The sequence below is a fragment of the Pseudomonas farsensis genome (assembly GCF_014268805.2).
In the GTDB taxonomy this organism is placed as follows: Bacteria; Pseudomonadota; Gammaproteobacteria; order Pseudomonadales; family Pseudomonadaceae; genus Aquipseudomonas; species Aquipseudomonas farsensis.
In genome coordinates, this window is sequence record NZ_JABWRF020000001.1 from 1,740,540 (window position 1) to 1,755,159 (window position 14,620).

General features: G+C 63.1%; 12 protein-coding genes. 6 read left to right on the top strand and 6 right to left on the bottom strand.

Annotation, left to right across the window (positions count from 1 at the left end; genetic code table 11):
• Positions 1-948: a LysR family transcriptional regulator gene (locus HU719_RS08030; protein ID WP_186534636.1), complete on the top strand. Its 948-nt coding sequence runs from the start codon at positions 1-3 to the stop codon at positions 946-948.
• A 31-nt stretch (positions 949-979) separates the two neighbouring features.
• On the opposite strand, the gene HU719_RS08035 is transcribed toward HU719_RS08030, so the two are convergent.
• A complete protein-coding gene (locus HU719_RS08035) occupies positions 980-1,309 on the bottom strand; it encodes a hypothetical protein (protein WP_186516282.1) in 330 nt (109 codons plus the stop codon).
• Positions 1,310-1,481: 172 nt separating this feature from the next.
• On the opposite strand from HU719_RS08035, the gene HU719_RS08040 reads away from it, so the two are divergent.
• The gene (locus tag HU719_RS08040; protein ID WP_186534637.1) at positions 1,482-2,231 is read left to right on the top strand and encodes a FadR/GntR family transcriptional regulator; all 750 of its coding nucleotides are present in this window, start codon (positions 1,482-1,484) and stop codon (positions 2,229-2,231) included.
• A gap of 145 nt (positions 2,232-2,376) precedes the next feature.
• Here the strand turns inward: HU719_RS08040 and HU719_RS08045 are convergent, their stop codons facing one another.
• From HU719_RS08045 to HU719_RS08065, 5 genes are all read right to left on the bottom strand, one after another.
• A complete protein-coding gene (locus HU719_RS08045) occupies positions 2,377-3,957 on the bottom strand; it encodes an aldehyde dehydrogenase (NADP(+)) (protein ID WP_186534638.1) in 1,581 nt (526 codons plus the stop codon).
• A 117-nt stretch (positions 3,958-4,074) separates the two neighbouring features.
• Complete coding sequence (garD, locus tag HU719_RS08050) at positions 4,075-5,628, bottom strand: galactarate dehydratase (protein WP_186534639.1); 1,554 nt, start codon at positions 5,626-5,628, stop codon at positions 4,075-4,077.
• Positions 5,629-5,706: 78 nt separating this feature from the next.
• Positions 5,707-7,059 (bottom strand): D-galactonate transporter, encoded by a 1,353-nt coding sequence (locus tag HU719_RS08055; RefSeq protein WP_186534640.1) that lies wholly within the window; start codon positions 7,057-7,059, stop codon positions 5,707-5,709.
• A 168-nt stretch (positions 7,060-7,227) separates the two neighbouring features.
• Positions 7,228-8,145 carry a 5-dehydro-4-deoxyglucarate dehydratase gene (gene kdgD, locus HU719_RS08060; protein WP_186516296.1) on the bottom strand — a complete coding sequence of 306 codons (918 nt, stop codon included), beginning with the start codon at positions 8,143-8,145 and terminating at the stop codon, positions 7,228-7,230.
• Positions 8,146-8,519: 374 nt separating this feature from the next.
• The gene (locus HU719_RS08065; protein ID WP_186534641.1) at positions 8,520-9,329 is read right to left on the bottom strand and encodes a gamma-glutamyl-gamma-aminobutyrate hydrolase family protein; all 810 of its coding nucleotides are present in this window, start codon (positions 9,327-9,329) and stop codon (positions 8,520-8,522) included.
• 606 nt (positions 9,330-9,935) lie between these two features.
• On the opposite strand from HU719_RS08065, the gene HU719_RS08070 reads away from it, so the two are divergent.
• The 4 genes from HU719_RS08070 to tpx all read left to right on the top strand — a co-directional run bounded on the left by HU719_RS08070 (position 9,936) and on the right by tpx (position 14,562).
• Positions 9,936-10,961 (top strand): Ldh family oxidoreductase, encoded by a 1,026-nt coding sequence (locus HU719_RS08070; RefSeq protein WP_186534642.1) that lies wholly within the window; start codon positions 9,936-9,938, stop codon positions 10,959-10,961.
• Positions 10,962-11,082: 121 nt separating this feature from the next.
• Positions 11,083-12,285, top strand: coding sequence for an amino acid aminotransferase (locus tag HU719_RS08075; protein ID WP_186534643.1), 1,203 nt, complete (start codon positions 11,083-11,085; stop codon positions 12,283-12,285).
• A gap of 327 nt (positions 12,286-12,612) precedes the next feature.
• Positions 12,613-13,893: a serine/threonine transporter gene (locus tag HU719_RS08080; RefSeq protein ID WP_186534644.1), complete on the top strand. Its 1,281-nt coding sequence runs from the start codon at positions 12,613-12,615 to the stop codon at positions 13,891-13,893.
• Positions 13,894-14,061: 168 nt separating this feature from the next.
• Complete coding sequence (tpx, locus tag HU719_RS08085; protein ID WP_186534645.1) at positions 14,062-14,562, top strand: thiol peroxidase; 501 nt, start codon at positions 14,062-14,064, stop codon at positions 14,560-14,562.
• Positions 14,563-14,620 lie beyond the last annotated feature (58 nt).

The window sequence follows — 14,620 nt, forward strand, 5'->3', positions numbered from 1 at the left end:
ATGGACCCCTTCGACAGCCGCCGGGCCGACGAAATCGCTACGTTGCTGGCCCTGCACGAGCAGGGCTCGTTCGCCGCTGCCGGCCGCCAGCTGGAGCGGCATCCTTCGGTGCTGTCGCGCCGTTTGGGTACGCTGGAACAGCGTTTGGGTATTCGCCTGGTCGAGCGTACCACCCGGCAGTTGCGCTTTACCGATGAAGGGGAGCGCCTGGTTGAGCGGCTGCGCCTTGCCAGCAGGCTGATTGATGAGGCCGAGCAGGAGGCCGCCGAGGGCGCGGCCCAGGTGCGCGGCCGTTTGCGCCTGGCATTGCCGGCCGCCATGGGCCGACGCTGGCTGAGCGGCGTGATTGCCGACTTCGTGCTGGCCTACCCGCAGGTCACGGTGGAGGCGGAATATGCCGACCGCTTCGTGGACCTGGTTGGCGAAGGCTTCGATGCCGCCATCCGCATCGGTGAGCTAGCGGACAACCGCCTGGTGGCCAGCAAACTCTGTGATCACCGGCGCATCCTCTGCGCAGCGCCGGGTTATCTGGCCAAGCACGGAGTACCGCAGCAGCCTGCCGATTTGAGTGCGCACAATTGTTTGGGTTTCAGTGGCTTACGTTCGTTTCCTGAATGGCGGCTCACCAGTGAAGGGCGGCAGTTCAGCGTCAAGGTGGCCGGTAACTTGCGTGGCAACGATAACGAGGCCTTGCTTGAGGCCGCACGGCGTGGGGTAGGGATTCTGGCCGGCGGTGACTGGCTGATGGTCGAGGATATGCAGGCGGGGTTGCTTCAGCGGGTGCTGCCGGGCTGGCAACTGGACGTCGCGGCGGGCATTTACCTGGTTCGGCCATCAGCGCGGCTGAACACGGCAGCCTTGCAGGCATTCAAGGCGTGGCTGGAAGGTGTTTTCAAGGAGGGCGCGCCCTGGCGGCGCGCCCCTGGTAAAGTTAGTAATAGACTTTAGTTTGTAACTCTAACTATTTGATTCTATTTAATTATTTCTTTGCTACCGCGTGCTGGGCGCATTGTTCGTAGTACGTTTGCTTGATCGCCGCTGGCTTGAGCCGCGATCGGCTGTTGTAGGTCTGTTCGGTAATGCCGAAGGCGGTCATGCGCATCCATGGTTTGCTGAATTTGCGCGCCTGAAGTTTCTTGCGGGTGGCGTACAACGTAACCCCGGAAAGCTTGGCCTGTTGCGCCTCGGCGGCAATCTGCGCGCCCCAGCCGCACACCTGCCGTTCGTTCTGGCTCAAGGCCCGGGCCTGGGCGCTGAAGGCGGTTGCGGCCAGCAGGCAGCCGGCGACAGTTGCTAGAAATACCCGCATGTTGCTGTCCTAAGCGTCTGAAGGAAAACGGAGTTTGCCCTGTGTTGCGGTAGCAGGGGGCCAGCACTTTGAAGTCCCCAAGCCGCTGCGCATTAAATACACAGGCGCATATGTGATCGTACAACTGCATGCGCTATCATTACGCCGTCTATCACTACTAAACGTACAGGGCATGACAGAGCAGCAGGTACAGCCACGCACCCGGCGCAAGCCGCGCAGTCTGGCGCAGGAACTGGTCACGGTGCTGACCGAGCGCATTCGCAGTGGCCAGCTCAAGCGCGGCGACAAGCTTCCCACCGAATCGCAGATCATGGTCGAGGAAGGCGTCAGCCGCACTGTGGTGCGTGAGGCCATCTCGCGCCTGCAGGCCGCAGGCCAGGTCGAGACACGCCACGGCATCGGCACCTTCGTGCTCGATACGCCCAGCAGCGGCGGTTTCCGTATCGACCCCGCGACCATCGTCACCCTGCGCGAGGTGCTCTCGGTGCTGGAGCTGCGCATCGCCCTGGAAATCGAATCAGCCGGCCTTGCGGCATTGCGCCGTAGCGATGAAGAACTGGCAGGCATGCGCGCTGCGCTCGATGAGCTCAATGAAGGGGCGGCGCACGCCTCTGATGCAGTGTCGGCGGACTTCCAGTTCCACCTGCGCATCGCCCAGGCCAGTGGCAACCACTACTTTGCCGACATCATCCATCACCTGGGCACCAGCATCATCCCGCGTACCCGGTTGAATTCGGCGCGTCTGGCCCATGATGACCAGGCCCATTACATGGGCCGCTTGGTGCACGAACACGAAGCGATCTTCGAGGCGATTGCCCGGCGTGATACCGAGGGGGCGAAAATGGCCATGCGCCTGCACCTGAGCAACAGCCGTGAGCGTTTGCGTCAGGCCCATGAAGAGGCTGAAGCGCAGGGGGACTGAAACCCTGCGATGGCGTTGATTTGTGGCTGCTGCGCAGCCCATCGCGGCACAAGGCAGCCCCTGCAGGGATGAACACATCCATCTGCCCCAGCCTTAAAACGCAAAAAGGGCCGCAAAGCGGCCCTCGTCGATCCAAAGCGAGCGATCAGATCGCCGCCTCACTCCACTTGCCATTGACCAGCCGTCGCAGCCCAAGCGGGTTGGTGTCGCGCAGCGCTTCTGGCAGCAGGGCCTGTGGGTAGTTCTGGTAGCACACCGGGCGCAGGAAGCGGTCGATGGCCAGGGTGCCGACCGAGGTGCCACGGGCATCGGAAGTGGCGGGGTATGGGCCGCCGTGGACCATGGCATCGCACACTTCAACGCCAGTCGGGTAGCCGTTGACCAGAATACGGCCCACTTTTTCTTCCAGCAGCGGCACCAGCCAGGCGAAGGCCTCGAAGTCCTCGGCTTCACCGATCAGCGTGGCGGTCAGTTGGCCACGCAGGCCTTGCAGGGCAGCGCGCAGTTGCGCGTTGTCCGCCACTTCGACTGCGACCGTGGTCGGGCCAAACACTTCTTCCTGCAGCAGCGGGTCAGCGTTTACCAGCAGGCTGGCATCAGCCTTGAACAGCTGGGCGCGTGCCTGGCTGCCTTCCTGTGCCTGGCCTGCCAGGTGCTCGATGCCGGCATGGGCATGCAGGTGTTCAAGCCCACCCACGTAGCTGCGCAGGCCGCCGGCATTGAGCATGGTCTGACCGGCTTGCTGGTCCAGGTGCTGGCCCAGTTCGCCCAGCAGCTGGGTGAAGGCGGGGGACTGCAGGCCAATGACCATGCCTGGGTTGGTGCAGAACTGACCAGCGCCCATGCACACCGAACCTGCCAGTTCACGGGCGATTGCCTCGCCACGCTTGGCCAGTGCGCCAGGCAGCACGATCACCGGGTTGATGCTGGACATCTCGGCGAATACCGGGATCGGTTGCGGGCGCTCGGCGGCCATGCGGCACAGGGCGTCACCGCCTTTGAGCGAACCGGTGAAGCCCACTGCCTGAATGGCCGGGTGCTTGACCAGCCATTCGCCGACCCCGCCACCGAACACCATGTTGAACACGCCCTTGGGCATGCCGGTGCGTTCGGCGGCGCGGACGATGGCGCAACCGACCAGGTCGGCGGTGGCCATGTGGCCGCTGTGGGCCTTGAACACCACCGGGCAGCCGGCAGCCAGGGCGGCTGCGGTGTCACCGCCTGCGGTCGAGAACGCCAGCGGGAAGTTGCTGGCGCCGAACACGGCCACCGGGCCTACGCCAATGCGCATCTGACGCAGGTCTACGCGTGGCAGCGGCTGGCGCTCTGGCAGGGCCAGGTCGATGCGTGCACCGAGGTAGTCGCCACGGCGCAGCACTTGGGCGAACAGGCGCATCTGGCCGCTGGTGCGGCCACGTTCGCCCTGGATACGGGCAGCCGGCAGCGCGGTTTCGCGGCAGACGATGGCCACGAAGCTGTCGTCCAGCTCGTCCAGTTCGGCGGCGATGGCTTCGAGGAATTCAGCGCGGCGCGCAGGCGCCAGTTGGCGGAACTCGACAAAGGCCGCGGCGGCGGCCTGGGCGGCCTGGTCTACTTCGCTTTCCAGGGCCTGGGCGAAGCTGTAGGGCAGGGCTTCGCCGGTGGTGGCGTCCAGGCTCTGCAGGCGTTGCTGGCCGGCGGCGCTGCGCTGACCATTGATGAAGTTGTGGCCGAGAATCTCAGGCATGGTGTGCTCCTGTAGTAGCTGAAGGAAGAATGCTATTGGGGCAGGTTCGCTTGACCGTTGTGGGGGCGGGCCCCATAACGGTCGCGACACACTGGGAAATCGGGCAGGCGCCGGGCATCAGGTGATTGGCGCCGGGTTGAACAGGGTGATGTCGTTGTGCAATGCGTGTTTTTCGGCCCAGGTCTGTTTGCGGCCGCTGGCCACGTCCAGGTAGTAATGGAACAGTTCCCAGCCTAGCTCCTCGATGCTCGAACGGCCGCTGGCGATGCGCCCGGCGTCGATATCGATAAGGTCCGGCCAGCGCTGTGCAAGCTCGGTGCGGGTGCAGACTTTCACCACCGGCGCCATGGCCAGGCCATAGGGGGTGCCGCGGCCAGTGGTGAACACATGCAGGTTCATGCCGGCAGCCAGTTGCAGGGTGCCGCAGACAAAGTCGCTGGCCGGGGTTGCGCAGAAGATCAGCCCCTTGCGCGAAACGCGCTCGCCAGGGCCGACCACGCCTTGAATGGCGCCGCTGCCGGATTTGACGATCGACCCCAGCGATTTTTCGACGATGTTCGACAGCCCGCCCTTTTTGTTGCCAGGCGTGGTGTTGGCGCTGCGGTCGGCTGCGCCCTGTTGCAGGTAGCGGTCGTACCAGTCCATCTCGCGCACCAGCGCTTCGGCCACTTCCGGCGTTTCGGCGCGCGAGGTGAGCATGTAGATGGCGTCGCGCACCTCGGTCACTTCCGAGAACAGCACCGTGGCGCCGGCGCGCACCAGCAGGTCGGCGGCGTAGCCCAGTGCCGGGTTGGCGGTGATGCCGCTGAAGGCGTCACTGCCGCCGCATTGCATGCCCAGAATCAGCTCGCTGGCCGGAACGGTCTCGCGGCGGCGCTGGTTCAGCTTTTTCAGGCGGGTTTCGGCCAGCTGCATGATCTGCTCGATCATCTCGACGAAGCCCAGCGATGCGTCCTGCAAGCGGTACAGCCACGGCTCGCTGAGGTCTACCGATGGGTCGCCTTCGTGCATCACCTGGCCGGCCTGGAGTTTTTCGCAGCCCAGGCTGATCACCAAGGCTTCGCCGCCCAGGTTCGGGTTGCGCGCCAGGTTGCGCACGGTACGGATCGGGATGTAGGCGTCGCGGGCGTTGATTGCCACGCCGCAGCCGTAGCTGTGGGTGAGGGCGACCACGTCGTCGACGTTGGGGTATTTGGGCAGCAGTTCGCTGCGGATGCGCTTGACGGCGTGGTCCAGTACGCCGGTCACGCACTGCACGGTGGTGGTGATGCCAAGGATGTTGCGGGTGCCGACAGTGCCGTCGGCGTTGCGGTAGCCCTCGAAGGTAAAGCCTTGGAGCGCTGGCAGCGGCGCGGGGACGGCATCGCAGCGTGGCAGGCTGTCGAGTTCGGGCGCTGCCGGCATGTCCAGTTGATCTTCCTTGACCCAACTGCCTTGCAGCAGGTGCTCACGGGCGTAGCCGATGATCTGGCCGTAGCGGCGCACCGGGGCGCCTTGTTCGATGTCGACGGTGGCGACCTTATGGCTTTGTGGCACGCCTTCAACCAGGGTCAGGCCGTCGGCGAAACGGGCGCCTTCGCCCAGACCACCGTCGTTGACCACCACCACGACGTTGTCGTCATCGTGCAGGCGGACGTAGCGGGGCGACTCGGAATGTTCGATCAACTGCATGGTCAGGCCCTTCTTGTCATTTCTTTCAGGCTTTTATACGGCCACCGGCGCCGTATGACGGGCGCCGGGGTATTTCAGTTACGGACGGGAGCCGGCAAGTTCTGCCTTGGGTGCTGGTGCATCCTTGGGCACATCCTTGAGCTCGATGCGCTTGATCGGGCCGACAATCACCACGTAGCTGAACACCGCCACCAGTGCGTTGGCGCCGACATACACCAGGGCCCACTTGAACGAGCCGGTGGCGTTGATGATGTAGCCGATCACGATAGGCGTGGTGATCGAGGCGATGTTGCCGAAGGTGTTGAACAAACCACCCGACAGGCCGGCGATCTGCTTGGGCGAGGTGTCTGCAACCACGGCCCAGCCCAGTGCACCGATGCCTTTGCCGAAGAAGGCCAGGGTCATGAAGCCCACCACCATCCATTCAGCGTCGACATAGTTGCAGAACACCATGGTGGTGGACAGCAACAGGCCGCAGACGATCGGCAGCTTGCGCGAGAAGGTCAGCGAGTTGCCGCGGCGCAGCAGCCAGTCGGACAGCACGCCACCGAGCACCCCACCGATGAAGCCGCAGATAGCCGGCAAGGAGGCGATGATGCCGGCCTTGAGGATGGTCATGCCGCGCTCCTGCACCAGGTACACCGGGAACCAGGTCAGGAAGAAGTAGGTGATGGCGTTGATGCAGTACTGGCCCAGGTAGACGCCCAGCAGCATGCGGCTGGTCAGCAGTTGCTTGATGTAGCCCCATTTCGGGCCATCGTTGCCGCGTTTCTGGTCCATGTCGACCAGGCCGCCATTCTGCTCGATGTGCTCAAGCTCTGCGGGGCTGATGCGCGGGTGCTGACGAGGGTTGTAGATGGTCTTGAGCCAGACACCGGAGAACAGGATGCCAAGCACGCCCATGACCACGAACACGTGCTCCCAGCCGAAGGTGAACACGATCCAGCCCATGATCGGAGCAAACAGGGCGGTGGCGAAGTACTGCGCCGAGTTGAAAATCGCCGAGGCAGTGCCGCGTTCCTGGGTCGGGAACCAGGCCGCGACGATGCGCGCGTTACCGGGGAACGATGGCGCTTCGGCGAAACCGACCAGGAAACGCAGGGTGAACAGGGTTACCACTGCCCAGGCGATCGGCAGGCCGCCGACGAAACCTTGCAGCAGGGTGAACAGCGACCAGGTGAAAATACTGAAGGCGTAGACGTTTTTCGAGCCGAAGCGGTCGAGCAGCCAACCGCCAGGAATCTGACCCGCCACGTAGGCCCAGCCGAACGCCGAGAAGATGTAGCCGAGGGTGATGGCGTCAATGCCAAGGTCTTTTTGCAGGCTGGAGCCGGCAATGGCAATGGTGGCGCGGTCTGCATAGTTGATGGTGGTCACCAGGAACAGCATCAACAGGATCAGGTAGCGCACATGCGTCTTTTTCGCTTGCATGCTGGTAACTCCCACTAGTTATTTTTTTTGCGGGCTTTCGAATTGTATGTCGCACCAGGGCAGGGTGCGGGAACCGCCTCAAGGCCCATCGCAGGCAGGTGCCAGCCCCCACATCATCCGTGGAGAGCCAGCCCTGGCTACGATGGACCGCTTAGCGAGTCCGGAGCATCACAGGCCTTGCGGGCCCATCTTGTCCATCAGCGCTGCGAGCATCTCGTACTCTTGTGCGGTCAGGTCGGTCAGCGGGGTACGCACGGGGCCTGCATCGTAACCGGCGAGTTTGGCGCCAGCCTTGACGATGCTCACCGCGTAGCCAGCTTTGCGGTTACGGATTTCCAGGTAGGGCAGGAAGAAATCGTCGATCAACTTGCCAACGGTTTCGTGATCTTCGCGGGCGATGGCGTGGTAGAAGTCCATCGCGGTCTTCGGTACGAAGTTGAACACGGCCGAGGAGTAAACCGGCACACCCAAGGCTTTGTAGGCCGCAGCATACACTTCTGCGGTCGGCAGGCCGCCCAGGTAGCTGAAACGGTCGCCCAGGCGACGGCGGATCGAAACCATCAGCTCGATATCGCCCAGGCCGTCCTTGTAGCCGATCAGGTTCGGGCAGCGTTCGGCCAGTTGCTCCAGCAGGTCGGCGTTCAGGCGGCAGACGTTACGGTTGTAGACCACTACGCCGATGTTGACCGACTTGCACACGGCCTCAACGTGGGCGGCAACGCCGTCCTGGCTGGCTTCGGTCAGGTAGTGCGGCAGCAGCAGCAGGCCCTTGGCGCCCAGGCGCTCGGCTTCTTGAGCGTATTCGATGGCCTGGCGGGTGGAGCCACCAACGCCGGCCAGAATCGGTACCGATGTTGCGCAGGTGTCGACCGCAGTCTTGATCACCTGGCTGTACTCGCTGGCGGCCAGGGAGAAGAACTCACCGGTACCGCCGGCGGCGAACAGCGCGCTGGCACCGTAAGGGGCGAGCCATTCCAGACGCTTGATGTAGCCAGCCTGGTGGAAGTCGCCCTGGGCATTGAAGTCGGTGACCGGGAAAGACAGCAGGCCGTGGGAGAGGATGGATTTCAGTTCTTGTGGATTCATTGTTGTTAGCATCCTGTGGCGCTTGGGGTGAAGGTTGTTGTTCTGCGTTGGAGGTAAGTTATCGTACAACCTAGCAGATGACTAGTCCCCCTCAGCATTTTTTTCCCCTTTCCGCCTTATGAACGGTATTCCAGCGTGGCAGCGGGCTTGCCCCGCCATGGCGCCAGCCCAGGCGCAGAGCGGCCACAGCCCATCGCAACGACTCATCAAGTGAGTCATCGTATCTCTTCAAAAAAAGAAAAAAGATCGCGGGGACAGGCACACGCCCGCCGCCCGCTTCCACGGAAGGTGTTCTGGGACCAGCAGAGGGTGACCGGGAAGCAGGGGCGACCTTGCGCCGCCCCGCGATCAAAGCCTGACGAAGCTTCGGCTGATCAGGCCGCGTGGTGGCGCTTGACCTGGGCCTTGCGCACCTGGGCCCGGCAAGCGTCGCCGAAGGCCTGGAAAATCTTGATCGAGTCGGGGTTCTTCGCTGCCTGCCACTCCGGGTGCCACTGCACCGCGAACAGGAAGGGCGAAATGCTCGGGCCATGAATGGCTTCAACCAGGCCGTCTTCGGCGTGGGCGATAGGCTCAAGGCCAGCGCCCAGGTTGCGCAGGCCTTGGCCGTGCAGCGAGTTGACACGGATCTGGTCGGTGCCGAGCACGTCTTGCAGCCAGCTGCCCGGCTGGATGTTCACCGCATGCACTTGGGCATACTGCACCTCGACCGGGTCTTCGGGGTTTTCGCGGTGGTCATTGAAACCCGGCTCGGCGTAGACCTTCTGGTAAATGTCACCGCCCAGCGCCACGTTGATTTCCTGCATGCCGCGGCACACGCCGAAAATGGGCAGGCCACGCTTGAGGGCGGCCTTGACCAGCGGGATATCGAACAAGTCGCGCTGTGGGTCCTGGCCTTTGCCTGGCGTTTGGTTTTCCTGGCCGTAGAGGGCCGGGTCGATGTTGCTGCCCGCGCCGGTGAGGTAAACGCCGTCGGCCATGTCCAGGTACGACTCAAGGTCGTCGATGCCGCAGCAGGTGGGCACCAGCACCGGCACGCACTCGGAAAACTCGACCAGCGGGGTGATGTATTTGTGGGTCATGACCTGATAGTCATGGCCTTTGCGCTCCTGGCTGCCCATGGTCATCAATACGACGGGTTTGCGCAGGGCGGGTTGTTTATTGCCAATGTTGCTGTTGGACATATGTCACCTTGGGACAGGTCGTGCCTGTCGTTGTTGTGCAGGCGCAGAGCCGGAGCCAGCGATGCAGCCTGTGGCCCCGAGCACTGCCGGTTCGCTGTTGCAGCGATACCGGTCGGGGCCTGAGATGTAGCTTGCCAGAGCCGTTCGATATGTCAAACGAGTGGCATGGCCTTAAAGGGAGGTTTTTCGGGGGGTGGAGGTGTTCGGCGCCTTGATCGGCAAGGGTTTGGCAGGGGATTGGGTCAATAATATTTAACGATGCAGTTGGGTCTTTGCGTGGCTGCAATGTCCAGCGTGTCTGTCCACCCGCAAATGCGCTCGAATGCAGTGTTGAGGCGGCCTCATCGCGGGGCAAACCCGCTCCCACACAAGCAGCTTTACATGCATTCTGTGGAAGATCACCCAGCCGTTTGGGGCTGTGCTTTCGCGCAGAGAGTGGGCGGCGTGGGAGCGGGCTTGCTCCGCGATGGGCCGCAAAGCGGCCCCGGCAAGCCCTCGCGCGTCAACTCTCCAGCGCTGCTGGGTGCCTTTGACAGCCACACCCCATTCGCGGGACAGTCCCCTCACTGCGCTGTTGCTGAAACAATACCTATAAAGGAGCACCAGATGTCCGCGTCTTCCGCAAGCCCCGCAATACGCTTGCCCTTCGATGAGCTGCAGCAACTACTACGGGCCATTTTCCAGCACCATGGCTGCAGCGAGAAAGTGGCCGCTGCACTGGCCTGTAACTGCGCCAGCGCGCAACGCGATGGCGCCCATAGCCATGGGGTATTCCGCATGCCCGGCTATGTTTCGACGCTGGCAAGTGGCTGGGTCAACGGCCAGGCCGAGCCCAAGGTAACCGACGTGGCTGCAGGCTATGTGCGGGTGGACGCCGCGGGTGGCTTCGCTCAGCCGGCACTGGCGGCGGCGCGCCCGTTGCTGGTGAGCAAGGCGCGCAGTGCCGGCATCGCGGTGCTGGCCATCCACAATTCCCATCACTTCGCTGCCCTGTGGCCAGATGTCGAGCCGTTTGCCGATGAGGGGCTGGTTGCTCTGAGCGTGGTCAACAGCATGACCTGCGTGGTCCCCCACGGCGCGCACAAGCCATTGTTCGGCACTAACCCGATTGCCTTCGCCGCCCCGTGCGCCGGCCATCCGCCGATCGTGTTCGATATGGCCACCAGCGCCATGGCCCATGGCGATGTGCAGATCGCCGCCCGAGCCGGGCAGGCCTTGCCTGAGGGGATGGGCGTCGATGCCGACGGCCAGCCAACCACTGACCCGCAGGCGATACTGGACGGCGGCGCGCTGTTGCCGTTTGGCGGCCACAAAGGCTCGGCGCTGTCGATGATGGTCGAGCTGCTGGCGGCAGCCCTGACTGGCGGCAATTTCTCCTGGGAGTTCGACTGGGCCGGCCATCCAGGCGCAAAGACGCCCTGGACCGGGCAACTGATCATTGTTATCGACCCCAGCAAGGCCGAGGGCGAGCGCTTTGCCCAACGCAGCCGGGCGATGGTCGAGCAGATGCACGCCGTGGGGCTGACGCGCCTGCCCGGCGAGCGGCGTTACCGCGAACGCGAAATCGCGAGCAGGGAAGGGGTGGCGTTGAGTGCAGAGGAGCTCGCCGGGCTGAACGCGCTGCTGCGCTGAGCGGGCCTTTGCAGCCCTGCACCCAGCGCCTTGCACATCAGTGATGTTCCTCGCGCCGCACAGCGGGTATGCTCCGTGCAGCCTTTCCCGAACTGTCCTGATTTCCAAGGAGCTGCACGCTGTGTTCAAACATGTCGATGCCTATGCCGGCGACCCGATCCTCTCGCTGATGGAGACTTTCAAGGCCGATCCCCGTGCCGACAAGGTCAACCTGAGTATCGGCCTGTATTACGACGAAGCCGGTGTAGTGCCGCAGTTGGCGGCGGTGGCCGACGTTGAGCAACGCCAGGCCGGCCAGCCACACGCAGCCTCGCTGTACCTGCCAATGGAAGGCCTGGCCGCCTATCGCCAGGCCATCCAGGCGCTGCTGTTCGGTGCCGACCACCCGGCAGTCACCGCCGGTCGCGTGGCCACCGTGCAGACCGTCGGCGGCTCCGGCGCGCTGAAAGTCGGCGCCGACTTCCTCAAGCGCTACTTCGCAGGCTCCGAGGTTTGGGTGAGCAACCCAACCTGGGACAACCACCGGGCAATTTTCGAAGGCGCGGGCTTCAAGGTGAATACCTACCCGTACTTCGATGACGCCACCCGCGGCGTCGACTTCGACGGCATGCTGGCCACGCTGAACACCCTGGGTAAAAACAGCATCGTGCTGCTGCACCCGTGCTGCCACAACCCAACCGGCGTAGACCTCGACCAGCAGCAATGGCAGCAAGTGGTCGAAGTGGTCAAGGCTCGCGAGCTGATCCCGTTCCTTGACATCGCCTACCAAGGCTTCGGTGAAGGCCTGGTCGAAGATGCCTTCGCCATCCGCGAAATGGCCCGTGCCGGTGTGCCGTGCCTGGTGAGCAACTCGTTCTCGAAAATCTTCTCGCTGTACGGCGAGCGGGTCGGCGGTTTGTCGGTAGTCTGTGACGACGTGGCAACCGCAGGCAGCGTGCTGGGCCAGCTCAAGGCTACTGTCCGGCGCAACTACTCGAGCCCGCCTGCGTTTGGTGCGCAGTTGGTGGCGGGTGTGCTGGGTGATGCCGCGCTCAACGCCCAGTGGGCGGCTGAGGTCGAGGTCATGCGCAAGCGTATCCTCGACATGCGTCAGGGCCTGGTTGACCTGCTCGGCGAGCTGCTGCCTGGCGAGGACTTCCAGTTCTTCCTGCGCCAGCGCGGCATGTTCAGCTACACAGGTTTCAGTGTCGAGCAGGTGCGTCGCCTGCGTGACGAGTTCGGCGTTTACCTGATCGACAGCGGCCGTGTGTGCATGTCGGGCCTGCGTCCGGCCAACCTGCGCCAGGTTGCTGAAGCCTTTGCGGCGGTGCACCAGAAGGGCTGAGCCACGGGGCAAGCCTGCATTGGCCTCATCGCAGGCTGTCGCCAGCTCCCACAGTTCGAACTTGCTCAGCCTTGATGTCGGGGGGCTGGCCCAGAACCTGTGGGAGCTGGCGCTAGCCTGCGATAAGGCCGGTGCAGGGTTTCACGCTTCTCAGCTCTGAAACCCGCTTTGTTGTACAGACAAGTGCAACCGCCCTTCGGACAGGGCTTCCCCAAGTGCAACCTTTGCATGCACAATCGCGCCCCTCTTTATCCGGTTGAGTTGTGCGAATCGTTTGTTTCGCCATTCTCAGCCTGTTGCAGTCTTGCGAGTGGAGCGTCACCCGGAATGAATGAGCAGGCCTCAAGCGTTGAGCAACGCTTTACAGAATCGACACCCGCCACCCTTGGCGATTGGTCGCGTCACGACACTACCTGGATGCTAGGCCTGTTCGGCACAGCCATCGGCGCCGGCACCTTGTTCCTGCCGATCAACGCCGGCCTGGGCGGTTTCTGGCCGCTGCTGATCCTCGCCGCACTGGCGTTCCCGATGACCTATTTCGCCCACCGCGGCCTGACGCGCTTCGTGCTGTCTGGGCGCAGCGATGGCGACATCACCAAGGTGGTCGAGGAACACTTCGGCATTACCGCCGGTGCAATGATCACCGTGCTGTACTTCTTTGCAATTTTCCCGATCCTGCTTATTTATAGCGTGGCCCTGACCAACACCGTCAGCAGCTTCCTGGAGCACCAACTGCACATCGCGCCGCCACCGCGTGCGCTGTTGTCATTCGTGCTGATTCTGGGCCTGCTGGCCATCGTGCGCTGCGGCGAGCAGGCGACGGTGAAAGTCATGAGCCTGCTGGTGTATCCGTTCATCGTCGCGTTGGCGCTGCTGGCGCTGTACCTGGTGCCGCACTGGACGGGCGGTATTCTCGACACCGCGACCCAGGTGCCGACCGGCTCGGCGTTCCTGCACACCGTGTGGCTGGCTATTCCGGTGATGGTGTTCTCGTTCAACCATTCACCGATCATCTCGGCCTTTGCCGTGGACCAGAAGCGCCGCTATGGCGACCACGCCGATCAGCGCAGTGGCCAGATTTTGCGCCGTGCACACCTGTTGATGGTGCTGATGGTGCTGTTCTTTGTGTTCAGCTGCGTGCTCACCTTGAGCAGCGCTCAGCTGGCCGAGGCCAAGGCGCAGAACCTGTCGATCCTGTCCTACCTGGCCAACCATTTCGAGCAGCCGACCATCGCCTTTGCAGCGCCCCTGATTGCGTTCATTGCCATTGCCAAGTCGTTCCTGGGCCACTACATCGGTGCCAGCGAAGGCCTCAAGGGCATGATCCTCAAGACCGGCCTGCGCCCAGGCGCCAAGGCCATGGACCGCACCGTCGCTGCGCTGATGCTGGTGGTGTGCTGGATCGTCGCCACCCTCAACCCAAGCATTCTGGGCATGATCGAATCGCTCGGCGGCCCGATCATCGCGGTGCTGCTGTTCCTGATGCCGATGTACGCCATCCGCCGCGTACCCTCGATGCGCAAGTACAGTGGCGCGCTGTCCAACCTGTTCGTTGTGGTCATCGGCCTGGTTGCGCTGACCTCGGTGGTTTACGGCTTGCTGGCCTGACGTATCCTTGCTGTAAGACATGTCCGGGTGTGCTGTAGCCACCCGGACATTTTTTTGTCCACAGGAATTGTCCGGCAATAAAACAATTTCCCCTCTGCTTATAGGCACTTGCACGCCTTCATGCTTAACTCTGGTTCCTTTTCCCCACCTCGCATGAAGGATTTCGCAATGGCTCAAGTGACTCTCAAAGGCGGCCCGGTACAAGTCAACGGCAACCTGCCACAGGTTGGCGCCCAGGCACCTGCTTTCTCCCTGGTTGCTGGCAACCTGGCTGACACCTCGCTGAAAGATTTCGCCGGCAAGCGCAAAGTGCTGAACATCTTCCCAAGCGTCGACACCCCAACCTGCGCCACCTCGGTGCGCAAGTTCAACGCCCAGGCCAACGACGTGGCCAATACCGTGGTGCTGTGCATCTCGGCCGACCTGCCATTCGCCCAGGCACGCTTCTGCGGCGCTGAAGGCCTGGAAAACGTGAAGAACCTGTCGACCCTGCGTGGCCGCGAGTTCCTCGAAAACTACGGCGTTGCCATCGCCGACGGCCCACTGGCCGGCCTTGCCGCCCGCGCCGTCGTGGTGCTGGATGAAAACGACAAGGTGCTGCACAGCGAGCTGGTTGGCGAAATTGCCGAAGAGCCGAACTATGACGCCGCACTGGCTGTCCTGAAGTAACGGCTTCTGCCACGGCGAGTTCGCCTGTTACTCGCTGATAACGGCCCGGAACCTGTTC

Coding starts and splice junctions, on each gene's coding strand:
- HU719_RS08030 (WP_186534636.1), top strand. CDS start 1: ATGGACCCCTTCGACAGCCGCCGGGCCGACGAAATCGCTACGTTGCTG.
- HU719_RS08035 (WP_186516282.1), bottom strand. CDS start 1,309: ATGCGGGTATTTCTAGCAACTGTCGCCGGCTGCCTGCTGGCCGCAACC.
- HU719_RS08040 (WP_186534637.1), top strand. CDS start 1,482: ATGACAGAGCAGCAGGTACAGCCACGCACCCGGCGCAAGCCGCGCAGT.
- HU719_RS08045 (WP_186534638.1), bottom strand. CDS start 3,957: ATGCCTGAGATTCTCGGCCACAACTTCATCAATGGTCAGCGCAGCGCC.
- garD (WP_186534639.1), bottom strand. CDS start 5,628: ATGCAGTTGATCGAACATTCCGAGTCGCCCCGCTACGTCCGCCTGCAC.
- HU719_RS08055 (WP_186534640.1), bottom strand. CDS start 7,059: ATGCAAGCGAAAAAGACGCATGTGCGCTACCTGATCCTGTTGATGCTG.
- kdgD (WP_186516296.1), bottom strand. CDS start 8,145: ATGAATCCACAAGAACTGAAATCCATCCTCTCCCACGGCCTGCTGTCT.
- HU719_RS08065 (WP_186534641.1), bottom strand. CDS start 9,329: ATGTCCAACAGCAACATTGGCAATAAACAACCCGCCCTGCGCAAACCC.
- HU719_RS08070 (WP_186534642.1), top strand. CDS start 9,936: ATGTCCGCGTCTTCCGCAAGCCCCGCAATACGCTTGCCCTTCGATGAG.
- HU719_RS08080 (WP_186534644.1), top strand. CDS start 12,613: ATGAATGAGCAGGCCTCAAGCGTTGAGCAACGCTTTACAGAATCGACA.
- tpx (WP_186534645.1), top strand. CDS start 14,062: ATGGCTCAAGTGACTCTCAAAGGCGGCCCGGTACAAGTCAACGGCAAC.